The 23,861-nt window shown below is 68.9% G+C and carries 21 protein-coding genes, 4 pseudogenes and 1 riboswitch; of the genes and pseudogenes, 17 read left to right on the top strand and 8 right to left on the bottom strand.

Features of this window, described 5'->3' with window-relative positions:
* Nucleotides 1–94: 94 nt before the first annotated feature.
* Nucleotides 95–946 (top strand): DUF1963 domain-containing protein, encoded by an 852-nt coding sequence (locus tag AB0H32_RS27245; protein WP_361125272.1) that lies wholly within the window; start codon nt 95–97, stop codon nt 944–946.
* A gap of 162 nt (nt 947–1,108) precedes the next feature.
* On the opposite strand, the gene AB0H32_RS27240 is transcribed toward AB0H32_RS27245, so the two are convergent.
* Entirely contained in the window at nt 1,109–3,718 is a 2,610-nt protein-coding gene (locus AB0H32_RS27240; protein WP_361125270.1) for a glycosyl hydrolase family 28-related protein, read from the bottom strand.
* 321 nt (nt 3,719–4,039) lie between these two features.
* A pseudogene (locus AB0H32_RS27235) lies at nt 4,040–4,156 on the bottom strand (HTH domain-containing protein); the annotation flags it as partial.
* A gap of 93 nt (nt 4,157–4,249) precedes the next feature.
* On the opposite strand from AB0H32_RS27235, the gene AB0H32_RS27230 reads away from it, so the two are divergent.
* The gene (locus AB0H32_RS27230; RefSeq protein WP_361125267.1) at nt 4,250–4,867 is read left to right on the top strand and encodes a WYL domain-containing protein; all 618 of its coding nucleotides are present in this window, start codon (nt 4,250–4,252) and stop codon (nt 4,865–4,867) included.
* A 210-nt stretch (nt 4,868–5,077) separates the two neighbouring features.
* On the opposite strand, the gene AB0H32_RS27225 is transcribed toward AB0H32_RS27230, so the two are convergent.
* The gene (locus tag AB0H32_RS27225) at nt 5,078–5,602 is read right to left on the bottom strand and encodes a MepB family protein (RefSeq protein WP_361125265.1); all 525 of its coding nucleotides are present in this window, start codon (nt 5,600–5,602) and stop codon (nt 5,078–5,080) included.
* A 341-nt stretch (nt 5,603–5,943) separates the two neighbouring features.
* Between AB0H32_RS27225 and AB0H32_RS27220 the strand changes: the two genes are divergently transcribed.
* Nucleotides 5,944–6,900 carry a hypothetical protein gene (locus AB0H32_RS27220; protein ID WP_361125263.1) on the top strand — a complete coding sequence of 319 codons (957 nt, stop codon included), beginning with the start codon at nt 5,944–5,946 and terminating at the stop codon, nt 6,898–6,900.
* A gap of 203 nt (nt 6,901–7,103) precedes the next feature.
* Here the strand turns inward: AB0H32_RS27220 and AB0H32_RS27215 are convergent, their stop codons facing one another.
* Nucleotides 7,104–8,009: an oxidoreductase gene (locus AB0H32_RS27215; protein ID WP_361125261.1), complete on the bottom strand. Its 906-nt coding sequence runs from the start codon at nt 8,007–8,009 to the stop codon at nt 7,104–7,106.
* Between the two features lie 555 nt (nt 8,010–8,564).
* Nucleotides 8,565–8,736: riboswitch (cyclic di-AMP (ydaO/yuaA leader) on the top strand.
* An 8-nt stretch (nt 8,737–8,744) separates the two neighbouring features.
* Between AB0H32_RS27215 and AB0H32_RS27210 the strand changes: the two genes are divergently transcribed.
* The 5 genes and pseudogenes from AB0H32_RS27210 to AB0H32_RS27190 form a co-directional block, all read left to right on the top strand.
* Nucleotides 8,745–9,962: an NlpC/P60 family protein gene (locus tag AB0H32_RS27210; protein WP_361125259.1), complete on the top strand. Its 1,218-nt coding sequence runs from the start codon at nt 8,745–8,747 to the stop codon at nt 9,960–9,962.
* 38 nt (nt 9,963–10,000) lie between these two features.
* On the top strand, nt 10,001–10,486 hold the full coding sequence (locus tag AB0H32_RS27205) for a DUF6192 family protein (RefSeq protein ID WP_361125257.1): 486 nt from the start codon (nt 10,001–10,003) through the stop codon (nt 10,484–10,486).
* Complete coding sequence (locus tag AB0H32_RS27200) at nt 10,384–11,304, top strand: GNAT family N-acetyltransferase (RefSeq protein WP_361125255.1); 921 nt, start codon at nt 10,384–10,386, stop codon at nt 11,302–11,304. The genes AB0H32_RS27205 and AB0H32_RS27200 overlap by 103 nt, the downstream gene beginning before the upstream one ends.
* Nucleotides 11,305–11,796: 492 nt before the next feature.
* Nucleotides 11,797–12,690, top strand: a complete 894-nt coding sequence (locus AB0H32_RS27195; RefSeq protein ID WP_361125253.1) for a methyltransferase domain-containing protein — start codon at nt 11,797–11,799, stop codon at nt 12,688–12,690.
* A gap of 231 nt (nt 12,691–12,921) precedes the next feature.
* Nucleotides 12,922–13,119 (top strand): annotated as a pseudogene (locus AB0H32_RS27190) (transposase family protein); the annotation flags it as partial.
* On the opposite strand, the gene AB0H32_RS27185 reads toward AB0H32_RS27190, so the two are convergent.
* Nucleotides 13,120–13,482 carry a hypothetical protein gene (locus AB0H32_RS27185; RefSeq protein ID WP_361125276.1) on the bottom strand — a complete coding sequence of 121 codons (363 nt, stop codon included), beginning with the start codon at nt 13,480–13,482 and terminating at the stop codon, nt 13,120–13,122.
* 1,309 nt (nt 13,483–14,791) lie between these two features.
* On the opposite strand from AB0H32_RS27185, the gene AB0H32_RS27180 reads away from it, so the two are divergent.
* The 5 genes and pseudogenes from AB0H32_RS27180 (at nt 14,792) to AB0H32_RS27160 (ending at nt 18,600) form a co-directional block, all read left to right on the top strand.
* Nucleotides 14,792–15,307, top strand: coding sequence for a cupredoxin family copper-binding protein (locus AB0H32_RS27180; RefSeq protein ID WP_361125251.1), 516 nt, complete (start codon nt 14,792–14,794; stop codon nt 15,305–15,307).
* On the top strand, nt 15,304–16,254 hold the full coding sequence (locus AB0H32_RS27175; RefSeq protein ID WP_361125249.1) for a metallophosphoesterase: 951 nt from the start codon (nt 15,304–15,306) through the stop codon (nt 16,252–16,254). The genes AB0H32_RS27180 and AB0H32_RS27175 overlap by 4 nt, the downstream gene beginning before the upstream one ends.
* Before the next feature lie 34 nt (nt 16,255–16,288).
* Complete coding sequence (locus AB0H32_RS27170) at nt 16,289–16,549, top strand: hypothetical protein (protein WP_361125247.1); 261 nt, start codon at nt 16,289–16,291, stop codon at nt 16,547–16,549.
* A gap of 53 nt (nt 16,550–16,602) precedes the next feature.
* A pseudogene (locus tag AB0H32_RS27165) lies at nt 16,603–17,465 on the top strand (ISAs1 family transposase).
* Nucleotides 17,466–18,090: 625 nt separating this feature from the next.
* Complete coding sequence (locus AB0H32_RS27160; RefSeq protein ID WP_361125245.1) at nt 18,091–18,600, top strand: hypothetical protein; 510 nt, start codon at nt 18,091–18,093, stop codon at nt 18,598–18,600.
* Nucleotides 18,601–18,922: 322 nt separating this feature from the next.
* Here the strand turns inward: AB0H32_RS27160 and AB0H32_RS27155 are convergent, their stop codons facing one another.
* Nucleotides 18,923–19,657 carry an SDR family oxidoreductase gene (locus tag AB0H32_RS27155; protein WP_361125244.1) on the bottom strand — a complete coding sequence of 245 codons (735 nt, stop codon included), beginning with the start codon at nt 19,655–19,657 and terminating at the stop codon, nt 18,923–18,925.
* Entirely contained in the window at nt 19,654–19,920 is a 267-nt protein-coding gene (locus AB0H32_RS27150) for an Atu4866 domain-containing protein (protein ID WP_361125242.1), read from the bottom strand. The genes AB0H32_RS27155 and AB0H32_RS27150 overlap by 4 nt, the downstream gene beginning before the upstream one ends.
* Before the next feature lie 140 nt (nt 19,921–20,060).
* Between AB0H32_RS27150 and AB0H32_RS27145 the strand changes: the two genes are divergently transcribed.
* A complete protein-coding gene (locus tag AB0H32_RS27145) occupies nt 20,061–20,912 on the top strand; it encodes a helix-turn-helix transcriptional regulator (RefSeq protein WP_361125240.1) in 852 nt (283 codons plus the stop codon).
* A 247-nt stretch (nt 20,913–21,159) separates the two neighbouring features.
* Here AB0H32_RS27145 and AB0H32_RS27140 read toward each other — a convergent pair whose 3' ends face one another.
* Nucleotides 21,160–21,291 (bottom strand): hypothetical protein, encoded by a 132-nt coding sequence (locus AB0H32_RS27140; RefSeq protein WP_361125274.1) that lies wholly within the window; start codon nt 21,289–21,291, stop codon nt 21,160–21,162.
* Between the two features lie 97 nt (nt 21,292–21,388).
* On the opposite strand from AB0H32_RS27140, the gene AB0H32_RS27135 reads away from it, so the two are divergent.
* The 3 genes and pseudogenes from AB0H32_RS27135 to AB0H32_RS27125 form a co-directional block, all read left to right on the top strand.
* Nucleotides 21,389–22,000 carry a DUF4232 domain-containing protein gene (locus AB0H32_RS27135; RefSeq protein WP_361125238.1) on the top strand — a complete coding sequence of 204 codons (612 nt, stop codon included), beginning with the start codon at nt 21,389–21,391 and terminating at the stop codon, nt 21,998–22,000.
* A gap of 424 nt (nt 22,001–22,424) precedes the next feature.
* Nucleotides 22,425–23,468 carry a trypsin-like serine protease gene (locus tag AB0H32_RS27130; protein ID WP_361125236.1) on the top strand — a complete coding sequence of 348 codons (1,044 nt, stop codon included), beginning with the start codon at nt 22,425–22,427 and terminating at the stop codon, nt 23,466–23,468.
* 275 nt (nt 23,469–23,743) lie between these two features.
* Nucleotides 23,744–23,851 (top strand): annotated as a pseudogene (locus tag AB0H32_RS27125) (IS5/IS1182 family transposase); the annotation flags it as partial.
* Nucleotides 23,852–23,861 lie beyond the last annotated feature (10 nt).

Here is a 23,861-nt window from a genome sequence, read left to right as displayed (position 1 = left end):
GGCCGGGGACGACGTGACGGTGGAGATGAGCGTCCGTCTCCAGCCCTGAGGCGGTGGAGGCTCCGGGCAGTCGGTGATCGACGACAATGGGACGGTGATCCGTACCACCGAAGCCCCGTCGTTCGATCTCGCCGAAGCCGTTGCGGGCATGGGCCCCTGTGCCCGCACGACCGTGCGACTGCATCCACGGCCCGGTGCCCCCACCTGCGAAGACAGTCACATCGGGGGTCCCCTGCTGTGGCCGGCCCGGGAACCGTGGCCGCGCTGCGCAGCCCCGGACTGCGACCAGTACGGAGGCATTCCGATGGTCGCGGTGGCCCAGCTGAAGGCGACGGACTTTCCGGAGATCGCGTTTCCGGCCGGAGCCGACCTGCTCCAGATCCTGTGGTGCGTCGGCTACCACTGCTGCCCGCAGCACGCCCCGTGCCATGTGGTCTGGCGACGTTCCGCGGACGTGACGTCGACCCTGGAGGATCCGCCGGTGCCGGACCTCGAAGGCGAGCTCCCGGGCTTCTACGAGAGCTCGATACCGCGGCCGTGTGTCCTGCACCCGGAGCGGATCACCGAGTACCCCTGGCACGAGGAACTTCCCGAAGACCTGTGGGCCCGGCTTCAGGCCTGTGACGAGAGCAGGGAACTCTACGAGGAGGTGGCGACGGCCCCCGGCTTCAAGGTCGGCGGCAGTATGGACTGGTCGGTGAGCGACATGCCGGCGCTCGACTGCGTCACGTGCGGCGCACGCACCGGCCTCCTCCTCCAGGTCGACAGCTTCGAGGGCGACGGGCGCTGGTGCCCGCTCGAAGACCGCCACCTGGTGTACGGGACGCCCGGATACGAGGAACGCATCGGGCCGACCGGAGTGGACATCGGCCGCGGCGGCAGCCATGGCGGATTCTTCGTCTGCTCCTCCGATCCGCAGCACCCGGTGCTCTTCCACAGCCAATGACCACGCCCCCGCGAAGACCGGTCACCCGCACCGCAGAGAACGTCAGCCCACGCCACCGGCCCCGTCGCGCGCTCGACCGTCGGCCAGTGCCTTGGAGGCTGCTCCCAGCCGTGTGGACCGAACTCGCCGAGCAGATCGCGGTCGCGCGCCCTGGCCGGCGTGTCATGGAGCGGGGGCCAGGGCCTCGACGGCTCGGAGCCTGACCGTGAACGCCAGCTTCTGCCCGGCCGGTGCGGTGCATCGCACGACCACGTTTCCCTTCGTCGCCACCAGAGTGGGATGCTCCCAGCCCTGTGGAGGTACGCCGCCGTCGGAGCCGAAGGCCTCGGTGACGCGGGTGTCCGAAGCCCATGCCGCGATGGTCTCCCCGGTCCTCGCGAAGCCCTGTTCGAGGACCCATCGGGCGGCGCTGGCGAGTGGGCCGCTGGCGATCACCTCGGCGCGGACAAGCGTGGTACCCGCGGCGAGGGGCATCGCGCCCAGGTCGACGGTGCCGCCCGCCGGAAGTGAACCTGTGGCCTGGGACTCGTGTTCACGGGCCTGGAACAGGCCGGTTGCCGGGTCGTAGGCGAAGATCCAGTCCCTGGTGCCCCGCCACTGCGTCAGCCCCGTGTCCGTGGTGGAGACGGAGCCCCCGAGGAAGGACACGAACGGGACCTGGTGCGGCAGGGTCCAGGGGATCTCGCGGCCGCCGTCCAGCGGGGTCTTCCTGCTGCCGATGATCCGTACCGGATGGGGGAGGGTCTTGCCGGACAGCTCTAGGATCGCGTGCGAGTCCGGGCTGGGCTGGAAGTCGCAGTTCACGAACGTGTAGTTGCTCGTCCCCGGGCCGTTGTCCGAGCTGTCGAGGATGACACAGGGGCACTGGGTGGTGTCGCTGAAGGCGGGTTGCAGGACGGAACTCTCCAGCAGCAGGCTCGTCAGGCTCGACGTCATCACCGCCGCCTGCCACTTTCGCTCCGCGGGCGGCATGTTCTGGACGTCCTCCGAGCTGATGACGACGTCGGTGCCGTGGAAGAAGCCGTAGTTGGCACCTGACGTCAGCATGACGGGCACGACCGAGCGCCCGGTGCCGATGAGCCAGTCCCGGGCGAACACGCCGATCGCTCCCGTGGCGACGAAGTCGTACTGGGCGCCAGCGACCTTCAGCCGTTTGACGTTGACCAGCGCGGTGTCTCCGGACAGCACCAGCCCGAGACGGCTGACCGCGATGACGATGTTCTCGAACCCCGACCGCAGGGAGACGTCACGGAATCGGATCCCGTCCCGCGCGGCCGTCACGTTGACCTCGTCGACCACGGTCTCGGCCGCCAGCTGCGCCTGGATGCCCGCGCCGCCGGAGGACTGGAAGGTGAGCCGCCGGACGAGCGGAGAGGTGGCGTCGTTGGGCGGACCCTCCCGGTAGTGGAGGCAGTGGACCAGGATCGGCGACGACCCGGGACGGTCCTTCCAAGTGCGGCCGACGGTGAAGACGTCCACGTCGAGGTCGAAGTTGACGAGCAGCAGCGTGTGGAGATTACTGGCGTTGTCCGTCGGGAACTTGGCGGTCGGCGCGATGAACGGCGCGGTCCGCATGGCCTGGCCGGAAATGCGGATGGAGTCGATCCGGCCGGGGAACTGCTTGGTGATCGGGTGGTACTCCGGCCAGGAGGCCCCGCTGTACACACCGAGGTAGACGCCCTCCTCCAGAGCCTGGCCCAGTCTCCCGGAGGCCGGCACCTCCCGCATGTCCGTCTGTGCGCCCGCGCCTCCGGCGAACAGCCTGAGCCGGGAGCCGTCGTAGGTGAGCGCGATGTGCGTGGTGACGCCCACCGGCACCCGCAGAGGCTGGGCCGCGGGCGGCACGCTGACGTCCCGGCCGCCGATGCGGACGGTGGCGGAGAGCGCAAGCCCTCCGCTCCCGTCGGCGGTCAGGAACACCCCGAAAGCCGAGTTCTGCGGGTCCCGGGCGTTCCGCCTTCCGGAGCTGGTGATGACCGCCGTCGTTCCGGTGAGCGGCACCCGGTCGACCTGGATCGTGCACTCCACGGAGAAGGCATCGAGCCCGTCCATGTCGAGCGCGGGACTGTCACGGAAGTCGACCGTATTGGCGCCGTTCAACCTGAGCACACCGGCTTTGCCCGGCCCCGTCAGCAAGGCGTCGCCCGTGGGGAAGTGCCCGACGGTGTCGGGGGTGATGCACAGCGTCGGACCGAAGTTGCCCAGAAGCCGGATCCCGGTACTCTGCGGGCTCTCACCGAGCAGTTCGATTCCGGGGTAGCCGTTGACGACGATCGGGCGGCTGATCCGGTAGGTGCCCGCCGGAAAGTAGAGCGTGCCGGTACCGGTGCCGGGTACGAGGGACTGCATCGCGGCGTTGATGGCAGCCCAGTCGTCCCCGGTGTCGTCCCCCTTCGCGCCGAAGTCCATGACATTGGCGAACTCGTGCCGCGGCTCCAGGGTCAGGACGCCTTGTGCGTCGCACGGTCCGAGGACCCATGCGTCGGGCGTGAGCGGAAAACGGCGCTCGGCCCGCGCCGACGCGTTGACCACGACGGCGGTTGCCGGGCCAGGACCCAGCCCGGTCGTCACCGCGGGCACCGTCTCGTGCGCCGCGAAGTAGGTCACTGTGGCGCCTGCCGCGGCCGGCTGTGCCGCGATGCCCGCCACCGTCACCCCGGAGGCGAGCGCCGTTGGTGTGGCTTTCGTCAGTTTCTGCGGGGCGGCGGGGTCCTTGACCGGACACAGGACATCTCCGGCGGAGACGTTCACCGCGACGACTGCTGTGGGCATCGCATGCTCCTGCTCTCACGGGCACGACTGCGGGCACGGATACGAGCCGGTCCGGAAGAGCCCGGCGACGGCGACTCTCACTCCAGTCAGACGATCCCCCGAATCGGGAACTCTACGTAGGAAGTCACTCAAGTGGGTTTCGAATGAAAGGAGTTCGGGCCGACCGCCCGGTAGAACCGCTGTCTCGTCGGCACGTCCACCGGCCCGAGAACCGGTGCCCTGTCGGCCCGAGAACCAGTGCCCTGCCGACCCGGACGGCGGCCCGTTGGTCGCCCGCGCCACCGAGATACCCGGCCTCCCGATAGGCGTCCGGCCCTGCGGGCGGACGGTGCGGACGGTCACCCCGAGGCGGTCGGCCAGGTCGGCGCCGGACCACTCCCGGCGGGTCTGCAGCAGGGACAGAAGTCTCAGCATCCGGGCCGTCATGTCGCTGGTCATGATCTCCACCATGGCCGGGTCAAAGGACACCCCCTGTCCTGAAATGCTCCTACTGTGAATCTGCCCAATCACAGCAAACAGGGAGGTAACCCCATGAAGGTCACAGTTCTCGGCACGGGTGGCGGCGGACGCGCTCACGCGGCCTGGGAGACCCGCGGACCGCGCGCCGACCCCGCCCTGCTCGCCCTTCTCGCCGTCGCCTGCCGCGACCACGAGGTCCTCACCTTCGATTACACCGCCCGCACCGGCGCGACCACCCCACGTCGCGTCGAACCACAGCACCTGGTCGCCTCCGGCGACCTCTGGTACCTCCTCGCCCACGACACCGCCAGGGACGACTGGCGGATCTTCCGCCTCGACCGCGTCACCAGCCCCACACTCACCGGTCGGCGCGTCCCCGCCCGTCCTCTGCCCGGCGACGACCCCGCTGCCTTCGTCGCCGCCCGGCTCTCCGACGCCCCCACCCGCCACCGCGCCGTCGCCACCGTCCACGCCCCAGCCGACCGCATCCGCGCCCACGCCCGGTACCTGGCCGCCCGGGTCCGCCCCGTCGACCGGACCACCTGTCTCGTGGACGCCTCCGACGACTCCCTCGGCCGTGTCGCCCAGACCCTCGCCGGTCTCACGGCCGACTACTCCCTCGACGCGGACCCCGACGTCGTCGACCACCCCCGCGCCATGGCCCACCGCACCCTGCGGGCGACGGGCTGACAGCGCCGCGAGCCGTCATGAGGACAGCGGACGGCCTGTCCTGCTCACTCGGTCCGCCCAACAGCCGGACGGCGTCGAGGTGCTCGAGCGACAGCCGGACGGGGGCGAGATGTTCGAGCCGTAGTCGGACGGGGCATCGGTTCGCGCGGCAGCCGGACTGGGGCACCGAGTTCGCCCGGGAGCCGGACGGGGCGTGACCGGAGCGGGCGCCTACGGGTGGTAGAGGGACTGGGCGCGCTGCACGTCGGCAAGCCCGTCCTGACCGAGGTGGAAGAAGTAGTTCACCTGCCATGCCTGCGTGCTGCGGGCCTGCCGGTTGGTCGTGGTAACCCACGGCGGATAGACGCGGAATCCGCGCTTTCCGCCGGAGCCGTTGCGGGAGACGATGTCACGCTCGCACAACACCTCGCGCGGGAACACGAACTGCCCGAAGCCGCTGTCGTCGCGACTGCTGACGACGAACAGGTCCACCCCGTCGTCGGCGTCGAAGGGCCGGATCGGCCCTTCCCCGGACCGCTGCCACACGGTGACGAACTGGCCCACCTTCGTCGGGGTGGTCTTCGCCACGCGGAACCGGACCGCGCGGCCGTCGAGCAGGAACGCGCATGCCGCGTACTCGGCGCTCTCCGGTTCGGGCACCGGCACTGTGCACGTGAAACCGTTCGGGTCGTACACCGACTCCTTGGCGGCGAGCAGGTCACGGTGAACCCCTGCCCATAGCTGATGCGTCACCATGCCGTCATCCTGCCATCCTGCCCGCGCGTGCTGCCGCGGCCTCCCATGCCGTCGGTCGCGGAACCCTCACCCCCGGAACCCGAAGCGGTCGGTGCGAGCGATCCGCCTCCCGGGCGTGACACAGGCGTCGACCGTGAACGGGGAACCGGCCCGAAGGCCCGTCCTCCAGGCCTGCGAACGGGCGCTCACCGGCCGAACCGGACGCCGTGAACAGGCCCGTACGACATCGCTCGTACGGGCTTCCTCGTCGCTCCGCACCCCCCGGGGGCGTGTCAGAGGCGTACGGCATCATTACCTAGACCCAAGGGGCCGCAGCCCCCGTCCCAGTGAGGGGTTCGCCCGTGAGCACCGTCCCGCCCGCCGAAGAACCCGACGGGGGATCGGAGGAGCACTCCTCCATATCCGACGAGCAGTGGGCGGCGTTCCTGCGGGACACCGCCGAAGGCGATGGCGCCGCCGCACCGAAGGAGCCGTCGGCGCGGGCGAGGATGGTGGAGCAAAGGCTCCGGGACATGTCCGCGGCGGAGCAGCAGCCCCGGAAGCCGAAGGGGCGTCCGTTCGGCGACAGGGCGCGCGCGGTGATCCCATGGATGGCCGCGGCGGCCGTCGTGCTCGTGGGCGCCTACGAGCAGAATCTGCTCTCATGGGGCGGGCCGCCCACGTCCGGCCCGGCGAAGTCCGTCGCACTGCCGGGGGGCGGAGTCTCGGACGGGGACCGGTGCGGGGCCAAGGGATACCACCACTTCCCACTCCCCGCAGCCGCCTCCTCACCCGCGCCGCAGCCCACCGGCCCGCAACGCGGTCCGCAGCTCGCCCTCGGCTCCTACGGCTATGAGCGGCTCAACCCGCGCACCCCCGGCCGTCTCACCATCGGGCTTCTCCTGGCGCCGGGCCCGAAGGGATCGCTCAAGGTGCCCCGGACCCTGGGCGCCGAGGGAGTCGCGGTGGAGATCGAAGGCCCGCACGGACTGGTCGGCGGGGCGCACGGCCTCCCTGTCACCTGGAATCCCGCCGTGAAAGCCGACGCCGAGGACAAGACACAGATCTACCTGAACGGCGGCGGCAGCGCCGAGGTCTCACTGCCGGTACAGGTCCTGTGTCCCGGCTACGACGGCAGCGCCGTGATGAAGCGGCTTCAGGCACCGATCGACTCCTCGAACACCATCACCGGTCAGCCGGCCTACACCCTGACCGTCTCCGTCCGTGATCCGGCCATCGGGGAGCTGCGCAAGTCGGTCGGCCTGCCGGTCGGCGGCAACCTGCTCAGCGTGAACAACCTCGAGCCCGACGGCCCCTGAACGCGGTTCCCGCAACCGCCAGTTGAAGGAGTGGGCAGGGCCACCGGGCACCGGCCGGGAGGGTGATCATGCGGGTGCCTCTGCGCTGCCGGAGCGCGCACGTCGAGGACAAGGATCAGCCGCTTGAGTGGTGCCCGCTGCGGCGGCAAGGTTCGGTTTTTGGCAGGGGACGGGGAGTTTCACCGATCGCCGCTGGCCGGGGCTCAGGCGGCGTCCTCGGCGGGCTTGTTGAGGACGGCCAACTCCTCGTCGGTCAGGCGCAGGGTTGCGGCGGCGATGTTTTCTGCGAGGTGTGCCGGGTTCGTGGTGCCGGGAATGGCCAGCACATGCGGACCGCGGTGGAGGGTCCAGGCGAGCCGTACCTGGGCCGGCGTCGCATGGTGGGCGCGGGCGACGGAGTGGACGCGCGCGTCGTGCTCCCGGGGTGCGGCTGCCTCGCGCCGCAGGCCGGAGATGGCGAAGTACGGGACGAAGGCGATGCCCTGCTCCCGGCACAGGTCCATCAGCCCGCTCGCGTCGGCCCGGCGCCAGTCCAGGCCGTAGGAGTTCTGCACGCAGACCACGGGCGCGATCGTCAGGGCTTCGGCCACGTGCTCCGGGCGGATGTTGGAGAGCCCGAGGTGCCGGATCAGGCCAGCCTGGCGCAGCTCGGCGAGGGCGCCGAAGTGCTCGGCGATCGAGGCCGTAGCGGGGCCGTTGCGGCGTAGGTTCACCACGTCCAGGTGGTCCCGGCCGAGCTGGCGCAGGTTCTCCTCGACCTGGCCGCGCAGCTGGTCGGGGCGGGCCATGGTGAGCCACTCGCCGGAGGGGTCGCGCGCTGGGCCCACCTTGGTCACCACGACCACGTCGCCGTACCAGGACGAGAGGGCGCGGTTGATGAGTTCATTTGCGGACCGTAGCGGCGAGAAGTAGAAGGCGGCCGTGTCGATATGGTTGACACCCTGCTCGAACGCGCTGTGCAGGAGGTCAACGGCGACTTTGCGGTCGATCGGCGTGCCGTCGGAGTTCCCCATCATGCCGTTGCCCGTCAGCCGCATTGCGCCGTAGCCGACGCGATTCACCTCTACGTCCCCGAGCTTCCAGGTCCCTGCTGCCGCCGCTGCGCTCACTGTGCTCCCTTGTCCGTCGGTTCGTCAGGCCCTGGAGTATGGGGCGGTCGTGGCGTTCGGCGACAGGGCGGCGGGCTGGGCGAAACGTCACATTCCTACGGGGAACTGAACGTCAGCGCACAGCCGTTGGACATGTGGAGAGAACGCCGGGCAGGACGGAATTCCGGGCCTTGTGCTGCTGTCCTCACGAGGCGGCAGACGACCGTGACTTCGTTCGGCGCGGCCAGGCAAGGTGATCACCATCCACTCCGGTCGGACGCGGCTCAGGCCGACGAGGCGGAACGCGGCCGGCCCGCGGGGTCGGATTACGGTTCGCAATCGTCCGGCCGAGTCGCGACGCACCCCTCACCCGGGCGCGAGGAGACATGTGTGAGCGTTGCAATTCCGGACGCCTCATGTCATATCAAGGCGGATTGACTGCACCCAACGACCCCACCGAGCAAAGGTCACGAAAATGTATCGGGCATATCACCCACCAGCCTTCACAGGGGCCACATGAGTTGGCTAGCGTTCCCGTCAGGCCGCCCGACCCCCACCGGCGAACGTCGCCGGGCCGTGCGGCCTCCGCCGAGTCCGGCGCGCCCGCACGGCAGCCGGAGCCGGGGACCCACCGACCTTGGGGTGAATCGGCCCAGCTCCCTTCCGGGGGCAAGGGTCGTAGGGCAACCCTTCCGAACCACCCGCCCGAACCCGACAGCTAACTCGGTAGGCGGAACATGGAAGGAGTCGCCTCCCTTGGCGTCGCACCGCAAGTCGCGCCCCACGGGTACGCGCGTAGCCGGCATACGCACCCCCGTCCTGGCCACGGCCGCTCTCACCTCCGTGGCCCTGCTGTCCCAGACCGCCGATGCCACCCCCTCCGCCGACGGCAGGCCGAGCCTCGAAGAGGTCCAGAAGAAGGTCGACGACCTGTACCGCCAGGCCGAGTCGGCGACCGAGAGGTACGACGCCGCCAAGGAGAAGTCCGCGACGGAGCGCAAACACGTCGACACCCTGCTCGACGACGTGGCCAAGCGCACGGCCAAGCTCAACAAGGCGCGTGAGGAACTGGGTATGTTCGCCGCGGCCCAGTACCGGACCGGGGCCGCCACCCCCGACACCGCGACCTTCCTGCTCGCGGACTCCCCGCAGGACTACTTCGACCAGACACATCTGATGAGCCGGCTGACCTCGCGGCAGAAGGGCGCGGTCGACGACTACGTCACCGAGCAGTCCGCGACCATGAAGGCGCGGCAGAAGGCCGTCAAGAGCCTCAAAACGCTGACTCAGTCGCAGAACGACCTCAAGACGACCAAGTCCACCGTCCAGGAGAAGCTGTCCACGGCGCGTGAATTGCTGTCCAAGCTGACTGTGGAGGAGAAGGCGCGCCTCGCGGCGATCGAGAAGCAGAAGCAGGAGGAGGCGGCGCGGAAGGCGGCGGAGCTCGCCAAGAAGCAGGCGGCGGCCGCGCAGGCGGCGAAGCAGAGTGCGTCTTCGGGCTCGACCTCGAGTTCTGGCTCGGCTTCGGGCTCGTCCTCCGGATCCGGCTCGTCGTCGGGTTCCGGCTCCTCCTCGGGTTCGGGCACCTCCACCGCCTCGTCGGGCTCCACGTACGCCGCCAAGGCCGCGAAGGTGCTCACCTTCGCCCGCGCGCAGATCGGCAAGCCGTACGTCTGGGGTGCGACCGGGCCCGGCTCCTACGACTGCTCCGGCCTCACCCAGGCCGCCTGGAAGGCCGCCGGTGTCTCCCTGCCGCGCACCACCTACGACCAGGTGAACGTTGGTACAACGGTGTCCCTCACCGACGCCCAGCCCGGCGACCTCATCTTCTTCTACGACGACATCAGCCACGTCGGCATATACATCGGCAACGGCATGATGATCCACGCCCCGAAGCCCGGTGCCTACGTCCGTGAGGAATCCATCTACTACGGCGGCGACTCGATCATCCACAGCGTGGTCCGCCCGGCCTGACGGCCAGTGGCGGCCAAAGGCCCGGACACGCCGACGTGATGAATGATCCGCCGGCGCGCGTTCCGCAGCTGCGTGCGCGGCAGTTCACCGACGACGAGCGCGAGACCGACCGCCGGCAGATCGGTCGGGTCCGCGCGGCGGCCGACCGGCTCGAAGGCGCCCTCGGCCAAGGCGAGCCGGCCCTGGAGGGGCATCTGGTCCCGCAGGGACGGCTGCATGCCTTCACGGCGGACACGCTCGGCCTGCCCATGATGATCACGGTGAGCCCGCCGACCTACAGGTCGCGACCGGCGCGCGACGTGTTCTGGAGGCTGCGTTTCACCCAGCCGCAGAATGCTGGCAGACGTTGCACCCGTCGTGGCGGCGGCTCATCACCGGGCAAGCGCTTCCCCCGAGTCCGGTACATCAGGGAACATGAAGCATGCGCCCGGATGACTGGCACCTCACCGACCACGTCGACGACTTTCTCGCCCGAGCCGGAGACTTCCTGCGTTCGCGCCCCGCCCTGCACACCACGCCGCTGACGCTGACCGAGAAACTGCGCACACGCGGGGCGGACGCATTCGGCGCCGAGGCCACCGTATTCGGCCGACTGGAGTCGGAGGGCGAGGTCCGCGCCATCTTCTACCGCCCTCCGTCCCACCGACTGACCCTCACCACCCTTTCTCCCGAGCAGGCCGACACCCTCGCCGCCCGCCTGGCCGATCTCGGCCACTCCCTCTCCGGCGTCACCGCGGACCATGACACCGCCACCGCTTTCGCCGAGGCATGGCAGCGGCACACAGGCGCAGCGTCGGTCGCCATGTGGTGGGGCCGTCTCCACCGCCTCGGCACACTCGCCCCACCCGAGCCGCGCCCGGACGGCCGGGGCCGCGTCCTGGACGCACAGGATCACCAGCAACTCATCGGCTGGTGCAACGAGTTCGCCGCTGCGGTCGGAGAACCCCCCACCCTGGACACCGACTCCTGGGCCGACTCACGCTTCGCCGACAAACACTTCACGTTCTGGGAGACCCCGGACGGTGCTCCCGTCTCCATGGCAGGCTCGACGTCGATGGTGGGCGGCATGATCCGGGTGGACCCCGTCTACACCCCGGCCCACCTCCGGGGGCGCGGCTACGCGGGCGCCGTGACGGTCGAGGTGACCAGAGCCGCGCTCACCGCGGGCGCGACGGACGTCGTCCTGTTCACGAACCCGGCCAACCCGACCAGCAACGCCCTCTACCGGCGCATCGGATACGTCCCGGTTGCCGACTTCACCGGGTACAGCTTCTCCTTCGACGCACCGGAAGCCGGTCAGGAAATCGAGCGGCACAAGACGCACCTGCCACCGGGAAGCTGATCCGACGACACCGCGCCACCGGTTACGGCAGGGTTCTCCAGTCCGCCCGGGTGACGCGGCCGCCGCCACCGCCGCGTGTCTACGACCCCAGGGACCAGGGCTTCGGCGTAGTCGTATGGTGTCCGGTTCATGAGTGTCTGTCGGGTGGGAAGCCCTGGGAGTAGGACAGTGCCGGACAGCCCCGGATCCCGAACTGGAGAAGAGGTACCACCCGTGATGAACGGGGACGCGCATCTGCTGGATCCGCCGGCCCCGACTTTACGTCGTGATCGATGGCATCCGGTACGAGGCCGAACCGGCCGTAGCCGACAGTCCGCTCAGCGCGCTGTCCCGCGCGTGGTGCGCTGGCTGTGGGGGCCGAATACATGTACCCCTTCCGGCGCGTCACGGTGCAGAACCGTGCTGTAGGACGTACGGGGTTCGCTGGCTGTGTGAGATATCCCCCTCCCGTCGTCGTGGCGCTGGTGGCCCGGGGAGGTTGACCATGTAGTGATGACCTCCTCGCCCCGCCCGCCGCACGTCGGTGGCCGACCGGATCCGCTAGACGGGACTACCGCGCTCGGTGGAGAGTCCGCTCCCGCCCGCGGGTACCTGCTGGACAACGCGCGCGCCGAGGCGGGCGAGCGATTCGTTTGGCTGGCCGAGCTGTTCGACGGTGTGACGCGCGGGCACTTCGATCGACTGGGGGTCAGGGCTGGCTCGCGCTGCTGGGAAGTGGGGGCCGGTGGCCCCGGTATCCCGGAGGCGCTCGCGGCGGCCGTCGGTCCGACCGGGCACGTGCTGGCCACGGACATCGACCCGTCGTGGCTGAAGACAGGCGACGGGTACGAGGTGCGCCAGCACGACGTCGCCGCTGACCCGCCCCCGGAGCCGGGGACGTTCGATCTGGTGCACGCCCGGCTCGTGCTGGTCCATGTACCCGACCGGGCTCGGGCGTTGGCCACGATGGCGGCAGCGCTACGGCCCGGCGGCTGGCTGCTGGTCGAGGACGCCGATACCGCTCTGCAGCCACTGGCATGCCTGGACGACAGCGGCCCTGCGCAGCGGCGGGCCAACCGGCTGCGCGACGCCGTCCGGGAGCTGCTGACGCGCCGCGGCGCGGACCTGCGCTACGGCCGGACACTGCCGCGGGCATTGCGTGAGGCCGGCTTGGTAGACGTCGCCGCGGGGGGCGCTTTCCCGGTCGGTGGGCTGGCCTGCGACCGGCTGGAGGCGGCGACCATCCGGCACGTGCGCGGCGAGCCGCTCGCCGCCGGCCTGGCCGACGACGCCGAGATCGACGCGCACCTGGCCGCCATCCACGCGGGCAAACTCGACCTGACACTCGCGCCGCTGATTTCGGCCTGGGGACGCCGTCCAGCCGGGCACCCGCCGGCACTCGGTTAGGTGCGGATCCATGCGTTGCCCGACCTGCCCACAGCGCTGTTCGTCGAGGGAGGCCAGACAGCTCGCGCAGGTGCGCGCCGCGCGTCACCGGAGCTGGGGCCAACCCGCGATCCCGTCAAGCATCTCCCTACGACGAAACGTCAACCAAGTCCTGAGACCACACACCGACAGACAGGCACGGGCTTCGAAGATCGAGGAGTTCTCGACGCCCCGTGATCCGAGTGGAAGAACGTGCCTGCCGACGCATCATCCCCGATCCCGGCTGCTCTTGACCAACTCCGCAAGCAGCCCGAACCCCGCCCCGAGGAGATCCCGGGGCTGCTGGAGCGTCTGGCCGAAGTACCCGACCCGCGTGACCCGCGCGGAGTGCGCCACGCCCTGGCCGCCGTGCTCGCGCCGAGCGCGTGTGCCGTACTGACCGGAGCCACCTCACTGCTGGCGGTCGGCGAGTGGATCGCCGACGCCCCGACCTGCGTGCTCGAACGCCTCGGCGACATCCCGCTGCTGGGCCGCACCAAGCAGACCAGCCATGGACGATCCGAGATCCGCCGCATCAAGGTCGCCACCGTCAGGAACCTGCTGTTCCCCAGCGCCCGCCAGGCCATCCAGATCAAACGCCGCCGCACCGACCGCAAGACCGGCAAGACCGGCATCACCACCGTCTACGCCGTCACGAGCCTGACGGCCGAACAAGCCACCTGCGCCCAGATCGAAGCGCTGATACGCGGCCACTGGACCATCGAGGCCCACCACCACGTCCGGGACACCACCTTCACCGAAGATGCCTCCCAACTACGCACCGGCAACGCACCCCGCACCATGGCCACCTGGCGCAACCTCGCCATCGGCGCCCTCAAATTGAACGGCACCACCAAACCAGGCCCGCCAGACATGAGGTGTGTTCGGCATGTCAGGGCGGTCCAGGAGCCAGAGCACATACCCTGCCTGGCACCTGGCCCACGGACTGTCCGAAACGACTGCACGATCGAGCCTGCCGCGCAGGTCAGCGCTGTCGACAGCCCGGGCAACCCGCACGTACTCGCGGTCTTTGCAGCGATACACACAGAGGACGGCGATCTCGACCAGATCGGCGAGCTTCGCCTTGATCGCCTCCTCCTGGTGAGGGAGGGCCATACCCCGGATAAGACTCTGCTTCGTACCCCACGCCTTCGCATGCTGCGTCCACTCCAGCGGGTATCTCGCTTCCCACTCCAGGAAGAGCAACGCATTAGGGCAGCCCCGGCCAAGTCGCCAGATCCCCGCCCGCAGGGAGATCCCACAGCCCGTCAGGCAGCGAACGCCTCTGGGCTTGGTGATACATCCGCCGCGCCTGAAGAACGGCCGGCTCCCGGTACTGATCCTCTGCGCCCAGGGGCAACGTCAGCCGCCACATCTCGTTGGCCCGACCGAGCGCGTCCGCGACCTGCCTGCGCGCCTCAGCCAGATGGGCAAGCGCTGCAGTTCTTGCAGCTGGATCATCCGCTATCAGTCCGAACGCCCAGCCCAGTCGCTCATCCCATGCACAAGCATCGTCCGCACCTGCACCTGCTTCTTCAGCCACGCACGGGATCATCCTCCAACGCAATCGGCTCGCTTCACCCGATGGTGCGGGGAGACACAACAGCTCCGAGGCGCAACGTCCGTGAGCAGGAACCGTCCGCTCGCCCTCCTTCGGCTCACATGATCACGAAACGAACATCCCTTGACTTTGCCGAAGCCCTGCCCTGGGACCAGTACGGATGCCGCAATATCGCCGCTGGCCTCCGCCACGTCTCCTACGGCCCCTTTCAACCGGACACTGGGCCTGTTGAACGTCCTCTGACCAGTCCGCCTACAAGTTCACCAGCACTTCGAGACTTCCCGGCTCGAGGCGTGCCGCTACCCGCCGCCAGGGTGAAACAACGAGGCTCCGCTGCGGAATTCATTTCGCTGAATGGAATGGGCTGTCTACTCACATAAAGTAACCCACCGGGTTACACCCCTTCCAACGTCCCCCGGCGGGTGTAACGCGGTCGTCTATCTGCCTGAGAAGACCGATCCCGGATCAGTCTTGGATCACAGCCGCCCGTGCGGCTGGGGACGCGTAGAAAGAGCGATGACCATGAATGCGATCTCCTCTCCGCCGGCTCGGCGGTCGCGTACGGCGTGCCTGACCGCTGTCGCCGTTGCCGGAGCACTGGGACTGCTCAGCGCGTGCGGCGGATCGTCGCACCCCAAACCGGCCGGCGCGCTGAGTCCCGGACCCGGGCAGACCCTGCCGGGAACGCCCGGTGCCTCCGGAACGGGCGGTACGGTCACCCCGCCACCAATCACGCCCTCGACCTCACCTACAAGCGGCCAGCCGTCCGCTGCGACGGCCGCCAACGCGGTGACGATCAAGAACTTCGCGTTCTCACCGGCCAAACTGACGGTCAAAGCGGGCATGAAGGTGACCTGGACCAACACCGACCCAGACACTCACACCGTCACCAGCAAGAAGGGATCGGGCGGGCCGCTGAAGTCGGGAGGCCTGACCACCAACGCCACCTACAGCTACACGTTCACCAAACCTGGAGCCTACGCCTACTACTGCACCATCCACCCGTTCATGACCGCCACCGTGGAGGTGACCCCATGACCGAGCACACCCAGGACTCCAACGGCGGCGGCGAGCATGGCATGACGCGGCGTCAGCTGACGCGACACGCCGCCTGGTTCGGTGGCGTCGTGATCCTGACAGTCACCGGAGGAGAGGTGATCAGCCATCTTCCCGGTTCGTCGAACGCGGCCCCGGCAGGCGGCGCGGACCTGCGGTTCGTGCAGGTCTCCGACAGCCATATCGGCTTCCAGGGGCCGGCCAACATGGACGTCGCCGGGACGTTTGCCGCAGCGCTCAGCCAGGTCAACTCCCTCGGATTCCGACCCGACTTCGTCATGCACAGCGGCGACATGACGCACCTTTCCGCCCCTGCCCAGTTCGACCAGGTCAAGCAGATGCTGTCGCAGTTGCGCACGGACCGGATTTTCACCGTGCCGGGCGAGCACGACTCGATCGGAGACAACGGACGCGCTTACCGACAGGCCTTCGGCAAAAACACCCTCGGCGACGGCTGGTACAGCTTCGACACCCACGGTGTGCACTTCATCGCGCTGGTCAACACTCTGCACTTGGAGCAACTCGGCCACTTGGGCAAGGATCAGATCGACTTCGTGCGCAAGGACATCGCCGGCCTGTCGTCGGACACCCCCATCGTCATCTTCAGTCACATTCCTTTGTTCGCGATGTATCCGAAGTGGGGCTGGGGCACCAACGACGCGGTGCAGGTGCTGTCGATGTTGCGCCGCTTCTCCTCAGTCACGTGCCTCAACGGGCACGTCCACCAGCTGTTCACCAAGACCGAGGGCAACATCACCTTCCACTCGGCCGCCCCCACCTGCTACCCGTTTCCCAAACCCGGCCACGGCCCCGCCCCCACTCCACAGGTGCTGCCCGCCGGACGCCTCAAGGACGCACTCGGCATCCGCACCGTCAACTACCGGCAGGGCAGCCACGCACTGGCCGTCAAGGACGAGAAACTCGCATGAACACCCGGCGCCTGCCCGCCCGTGCACTGCCCTGGTGCGTGCCGCCGCGCTCGCGGCAAGTGGATACATCCACGCCGAGCTCTACATCGACGGATACCGCTTCATCCACGTCATCGGCCCATTGTTCCTGCTGCAGGCCAGCGCCGCCTTCGCGGTGGCCGCACTCCTCCTGTTGACGGCACCCCTGCTACTCCGAATCGCTGCCGCCGCGATCGCCATCGGCGCGCTCGCCGGGTTCGCCACATCCCGCACCATCGGATTGTTCGGATTCTCCGAACACGGCCTACCGCCGTGAAGTACGTCCACGCCGCCCACCCGGACAAGGCACTGTCACAGACTCGCTGCGCGATGCCCCGCCTGGATGCGGACGCGATCGACGGGGCGGTGGGCGCCCGGCTGTCCGACCGCCGCCCCCAGGCAGAGCCAGCTGCCCGGCGGGCGGTGGCCGTGGACGGCAAGAGCCTGCGTGGTGCGGCAAAGGCGAAGGGCCGGAAGATCCACCTGCTCGCCGCACTGGAGCACACCACCGGCCCGGTCCTGGCCCAGCTGCACGTCGGCGAGAAGACCAACGAAATCACCTGCTTCCAGACCCTGCTGGACACCGTTGCCGACCTGGCCGGAGCCGTCGTCACCAGCGACGCCATGCACACCCAGCGCGAGCACGCCGACTACCTGCTGGACGCGGCGCCCACTACATCGTGATCGTCAAGGACAACCAGAAGAAGCTGCGCGGACGGCTCAAGTCCCTTCCCTGGAAGGACATCCCACTTCAGGGCCGCACCAAGAACACCGGCTACGGCCGCTACGAGATCCGCCGGATCAAGGTCGCCACCGTGGGCAGCCTTCTCTTCCCCGGAGCCCGCCGGGCCGTCCAGATCAAGCGCCGCCGCGCCGACCGCAAGACGGGCAAGACCACCGTCAAAACCATCTACGCCGTCACCAGCCTGACCGCCGAACAGGCCACCCCGGCCCAGCTCGCCCGCCTCGTCCGCGACCACTGGACGATCAAGGCCCTGCACCACGTCCGCGACACCACCTTCGCTGAGGACGCCTCCCAACTGCGGACCGGTAGCGCACCCCGCGCGATGGCCACCTGGCGCAACCTCGCCACCGGAGCCCTATGGGCAGCCGGAGCGACGAGCATCGCAGCCGGCCTCCGCCACAACGGCCGCGACCCCCGCCGCCCCCTCACACTCCTCGGCCTCGGATGAACATAAACCGGACATCACGCGACTACGCCGAAGCCCTGCCTTCCGGAGCGGTCAGCACATAGCCACGGCAGACACCGTGGAAAGGCAAGTCCGTGATCGAGTCGGCGATCTGATCCCCTGGAGACGCCTCCTGCGACAGAGAAACGACGTCCTTCACGAGATCGGGACAGACATTCCTCAACGCGACAGACTCTTCTCGTAACTCGTGTGCGATGCCATGTCACGAAGCATGTCAGTCCGGCCAGTCCAGCACACCCGCTCCGAGCCGATGCCACAACGGCAAGGTCAGTCACGCAGGCGCGCACCGCCACCGCCGGGAGCTTGACTAACACCTCGAACAACATGCCCGCGAAGCAGCCCGCACTCCCGATCTGCCCCACTGCTTCCACCTACTGAAATTGACCCCTGCAGACCGCAGCCCGTTTGATCCGGCCGGAGAGAGCGACCTTCTCGGCGCCGAAGTGGTCCCCCAGGCTTTCCGCCGCGGCCACCCTCCACAAGCATTGGGCGCCTGTTGCAGGTCGACTGCCATGCAGTCAACACCCCGGCGTATTGTGGAAGTTGGGCACAGTCAGGCCAGGGCCGCCAGAATGGACGGATCTTGCGCGTTGGTACGATCGGCAGCATGGGACCTCTGAATCCACCTCGGCCTGAACTCATAGTCGGATTACTCTGCTTCGTCGCCGTCTTTGTGATCTTCGCGAAGGTGCTGATTCCGCGCATCGAGAAGATCCTCAAGGCGCGTGAAGAAGCGATCGACGGAACTGTTGAGCGGGCTGTCGCCATCAATGACGAAGCGCGCCGCATCCACGACGAGTACCAGGCTGAACTCAGCGCCGCTCGTCACAAAGTCGCCCAGGTTCGCCAAGCCGCAGCAGAAGAGGGAGCCTCCCTTCTCGCAGCCCTGCGCGCGGAAGGACAGAAGGAGCGCGACGACTCCGTGGCGTCGGCGAAGGCGCAACTGGAAGCCGACCGGATCATCGTGGAAGCCGAACTGCGCGAGGCCATGTTCAACCTGGCCACCGAACTCGCCGGCCGTATCGTCGGTGAACCGCTCGACGACTCGCCCACAGCACGTGCCATGGCCGACGACTTCTTCGCCGCGCTCGAGGCCGGGGATTCCGTCAGGAGCTGACCGGCCTGCTCAGCTCCTGCTCGCCGTCTGCATCGGAAAATGGCGCCGAGGGTGAAGGGGAGCTGCCTGAGGGGGTGCCTCCCACCAGAGGTAAAGTTCCCGTTCTGCATCGCCGCCGACACGGCCGAAGACGTCGCGGAGAACTTCCAGCTCTACCTCACCCCATTCACTGCGGATGTGGACGCTTACGCTGGAGATGCTGCACCGGCTCGACCCAGGCCTGCCGTGCGCCGCCCCCGTGACGGCAAGCCGTTCGAGGCCGACGTTCTGCGGGCGTCCTGGCCGGGCGCAGTGTGCCGCATGGCTGTTGTTTCCTGACGGGTCATTGGGCGCTTGCCGCTGGACGGACGACGATTTCATTCACGTCGACCTGCGGAGGCCGGGAAACGGCGTACGCAATGGCCTCTGCGATGGCGGAGGCGGGCAGTGCCACCGCGCGGTAGGCCTTCATGGCCTCTTTGGCGGCCGGGTCGGAGATGCTGTCGGCGAGTTCGGACTCGGTCACGCCGGGGGAGACGAGACTGACCCGGATGGTGCCGTCGGATTCCTGGCGCAGTCCTTCGGAGATCGCGCGGACGGCGAACTTGGTGGCGCAGTACACCGCTGCGGTGGGGGAGACCTCGTAGGCACCCACCGAGGCGATGTTCACGAAGTGCCCGCCGCCCTGAGCACGCATCACAGGCACGGCCGCGGCGATCCCGTGCAGGACACCCCGCACGTTCACGTCGATCATGCGGTCCCACTCCTCGGTCCTCAGCGCCTCCAACGGCGAGAGCGGCATCACCCCTGCGTTGTTGACCACCACGTCCACGCGGCCGTGGCGCTCGCGGGCGGCGGACACGAAGGCCTTGACATCGTCGGCGTCCGTGACATCCAGTCGCCGGAAGTCGGCCGTGCCGCCTGCGGCGGTGATGTCGCCCGTCAACGCTGCGAGACGTTCGGTGCGCCGGGCGCCGAGGAAGACCGTGTGGCCGTCCTCGGCGAGCCGGCGGGCCGTCGCTTCCCCGATCCCGCTGCTAGCCCCGGTGATCGCCACAACCTTGGCGGTGTCCGTCATGCCTGCTGTCCTTCCCGGTAGAGCACCAGGTGTTCGTGATGGAGCACCCCGTCGCGGACGTCGCCCGTCGCCGTGAACCCCGTGTCGTCGACGTAGTCGATGTGCTTCCCCGTCACCGTGTAGCGGCCCGTGTACGCACTGCGCCGGTCACCGCGGGCCTCGTCGTAACGGCCGTCCGCCCGTAGCTCCTGGCGTATGTGACCGTCGGCGGTCACCCACATACCGACGACGTCTGCGTGGCTCTCCTCCGTATGTCCTGTCATGCCGGACACTCCTTCTTCTCGGTGCGGGTCTGTCCCGTGCCACCGAGTCTGAGCAGGTCACGGCCAACCCTCCAGGACGTGTGCTGCCTGGGTGCACCGCACCCAGGCAGCACATCGCCCCCGGGGCCTAGCCTGGGTCGATGACCGACAACCACCTGGGAGAGTTCCTCCGCGCACGCAGGGCGGGTCTGCAGCCGCAGGACGTCGGCATGGCGAGCCACGGCGTACGCAAGGTGACCGGGCTGCGCCGGGAAGAGGTCGCCGTCCTGGCCGGGATGAACGCGGACTACTACACCCGCCTGGAACAGGGGCGCGAGCGCCACCCCTCGGCCCAGGTGCTCGACGCACTCGGCCGCGCCTTGCGGCTGGACCCCGACGCCCTTGCCCACCTGCACCGGCTGGCCGGGACGGCGCCGGGCAGCCAGTTCACCCACACCACGGACCGGGTCGGTGCGGCCCTGCGCCAGCTGATGGACAGTTTCCCGGGCGCACCGGCCTTCGTCATCAACCGGACCCTGGACGTCCTCGCCGCGAACCACCTGGCCCAGGCCCTGCACTCACCCTTCGAAGCGGCGGACAATCTGGCCCGCATGACCTTTCTCGACCCAGCAGGCCGACAGTTCTACACGCGGTGGAGCTGGACGGCCCAGGCCACCGTGGGTCATCTGCGCCAGGCAGCAGGCCTCGACCCGGATGACCCGCGGCTGCTCGAACTCGTCCGCGTCCTCACCGAACACAGCGCGGACTTCACCCGCCTGTGGAACACCCATGCCGTGCGCGGGAAGACCCAGGACGCCAAGCACTTCCTCCACCCGGACGCCGGTCCATTGATCCTCACCTACCAAGCCTTCGACGTACGCGACGCCCCGGGTCAGCAACTCATCATCTACCAGGCCGAACCCGGCAGCCCCAGCGCCCAGGCGCTGGCCCTGCTCGGCTCCGTCCACGCCATGTCCCCTCAACCCGCGCGCTGGAGGGTTTCGGCGGGCTAGGGGGAAGGCGCAGCTGCGGACGAATGTGCGAGTGGTGGCTGGCCAACCTGCCTGACAGCCGTCGGCAGGGGCTCCACGCATCACCGGCGGCCGTGCATGGGCGGCCGGTGCCTCGCCGGCCCGGGCATCTCCGCAGCCACCTGCGAGGCCAAGCCCTCTGCGAGGCCGCACCGTCTGCGAGGCCGCACCGTCTGTGAGGCCACGTTCTCCGCAGGGCTCCGCTGGCCGCGGGTACGCAGGCGCGTCCTTAGGTGCCTGCTGCGGCAGTTCGGCGTGTCCAGAGGGTGGCGTCGCTGCTCGTGGCGATCGCCAGGGTGCGACCGGACGGTGAGAAGCCCGCGGTCCGCAGCTCCGAGTAGTTGGAGCCGAAGATGTGCATGGGAACCTCCTCGGGCAGCCGTGCATCTCACTGTCCGGAAAGGCAGAAGCGGCGACACCCGGTCATCGCAGAGGGTGTCTTCATCTGGGGGAAACGCATGGCATGGCGGACAGCAACGGTCTCCTCCATCGGCCTGGCAGTGCTTCTGGCCACCACCGCCTGTGGGCGTGGCGAGACCGTCTCCACCCGGCCGATCACGGGAGCGTCCCTGACCGCTGCTCCCACCACTTCACCGGGCGCCGCCTCCTCGGGCTCGCCCAGGGCCAGGGGGACGTCCGCCTGCGCAACGCCGCAATTGCACTGGAAACTGACGCGTCCGCACGGCACGTCGCACGGTGCGCCGACGGCACTCCTCAGTGCCAGGAACACCGGCACCCGGCCGTGCGCCTTCGACGGCTATCCGGACCTCGACGTCTACGTGGGCAAGGGGCCCAGCGTCTCGTCGAAGCCGAAGAGCACCAGGCCGGTGCGGCTGGTGCTGAACTCGACCCGTACCGTCGAGTTCCCGGTCTTCTACGCCGCGACCGCCGCCCTGCACGGGAGCTGCTTCATCCCGGGCCATGACAGTCCCCGCATCTCCGTGCGGCCGCCGCACGCCGCCGCTCGTGACTACGGTGCCTTCGTGCAGCTGACCGACGCGAACGGCCACCGTCTGCGGGCACAGGTGTGCGGGACCGGTATGCAGCTGGGCTCACCCCACCTGCGCTAGGCGTTGCGGCTATTTATCGTGTGCATGCCCATCGGTCCGTGTCATCATTGCGGCTGCGACCGCTGATCACGGTCGACCGGAAACCGCCTCTCGGAGGCACGGGGGAAACGCAACGGGGGCCGCTCTTATGCGCAGTGAGTATGTGCCGTGAGCTGTGCCCGAACGTCCACGCCTGCCCGCAGGGCGGGTGCACCGTGACGTCTCTCGCGGTGCGCGGGCGTGCGGTGCGCCGTGCCGCAGGCGGACAGCGGGACATCACCCGTCGCGCCGCACAGCGGCGGATCGCCGCGCAACGGGACGGGAACCGGCCTGGGCCGAGTCTTCGACCCGCCCGCCGCCGACGACCTGCCCAGCGGGCGACTCACCGTGCCTGCCTCACCTGGAGAAAACCATCTTGCACAAGAAACGAATACGTCTCGGGTCCGTGAGCGCGCTGAGCACCGCAGTGCTGCTGGGCAGTGCCGCGGCAGCGCAGGGCACCACACGGACCCCGGCCGCCGAAGACCCGGCGCCGGCCACCTCGGCAGTGCCGCTCAGGGCCGTGTCCGTACCGAAGGCCCCGGCGTCCGTCACCGGCTCGTCGTCCGCCGACAGCAACTGGACGGTCCGGAAAGCCATCCGGTTCTGGACACCCGAGCGCATGGCCTCGGCGACCGACCCCTCGGGCCGTGTGGCTCAGCCGAAGGGCTGGACGGCGCCGCGGAAGAACGGTCTCACCGGCGCCGGCCTCACCGGTCAGCACTTCGGTGGCATCAAGTCCGTGGGAATGCTCTTCCACACGGACAGCGGGATGCGGGCGCACTACTGCTCGGCCAGCGTGGTGCGCAGTTCAGGGCACGACCTCATCCTCACCGCCGGACACTGTCAGGGCAGGAACGCCGCGTTCGTTCCCAAGTACGACCACACGAAGTCGGCGGCGAAGCAGCCGTACGGGATCTGGCCGGTCAAGGAGTGGTTCCGCGACAAGCGGTACGCCTCCGACAAGAGCATCAACTCCGACCTCGACTTCGCCTTCGCCAGCATGAAACCCAATGGCGGACGCAAGCTCCAGGACGTCGTGGGCGGCAACAGCCTGGTCCGTACGCCGGGGTTCGCCAACAAGGTGACGGTCATCGGCTACCCGTCGATCGGGCACAACCCTCAGGACCAGGCGTTCCGTTGCCCCAACGTCCGGACGACCGCACTGCGCTCCTACTACCAGATGCAGATCGACTGCGGCGGCATGTGGGGCGGGGTCTCCGGGGGGCCGTGGTTCTCCAAGTTCGACGCGTCGGGCAACACCGGCCAGGTCATCGGCAATGTGGGCGGATTCAACGGGGGTGGCCCCGATGTGAAGCCCAGTGACCCGCTGTACAACCGGATCACCTACAGCCCGCTGCACGGTGACCGCTTCTTCCAGCTCTACACCGACGCCCAGAAGGGCCTCCACACCGACCACGGCCCCTACCACCAGCCGCCCCTGCCCTGAGCAACGGTACGACCCGGAAGCACGCGATGCCGACACCGAGGTGGGCACCACCGCCTCCGGCCCAGGCACCTGGGCGGCGTCTCTTCGATCAGGTGAGTCGTTGGTCAGTCATGCTCAACAGGGGGATCTGCCTGACGAGGAGTGGGCGGTGCTGGAGCCGCTGCCGGCGAAGGGCAACCACCGGCGCGGCCGGTGGCGGGACGACCGCAGGTGATCAACGGGATCATTGACCGGCTCGGCACCGGCTGCCAGTGGCGCACGTGCGTGCACTGCGGGAGGTGCCTGAGTGAGCGGTGAACAAGGTCAGGCAATTCAGGGCCGTGGTCACGCGCTATGACAAGCGCGGATACGTCCTCCCGGGTACCGTCACCGCTGCCGCACTCCTCACCCGGC

The sequence above is a fragment of the Streptomyces sp. NPDC020362 genome (genome assembly GCF_040642095.1).
Taxonomy (GTDB): Bacteria; Actinomycetota; Actinomycetes; order Streptomycetales; family Streptomycetaceae; genus Streptomyces.
The sequence above is the reverse complement of the archived record's forward strand: the minus strand, read 5'-3'. Positions and strand labels throughout refer to the sequence as shown.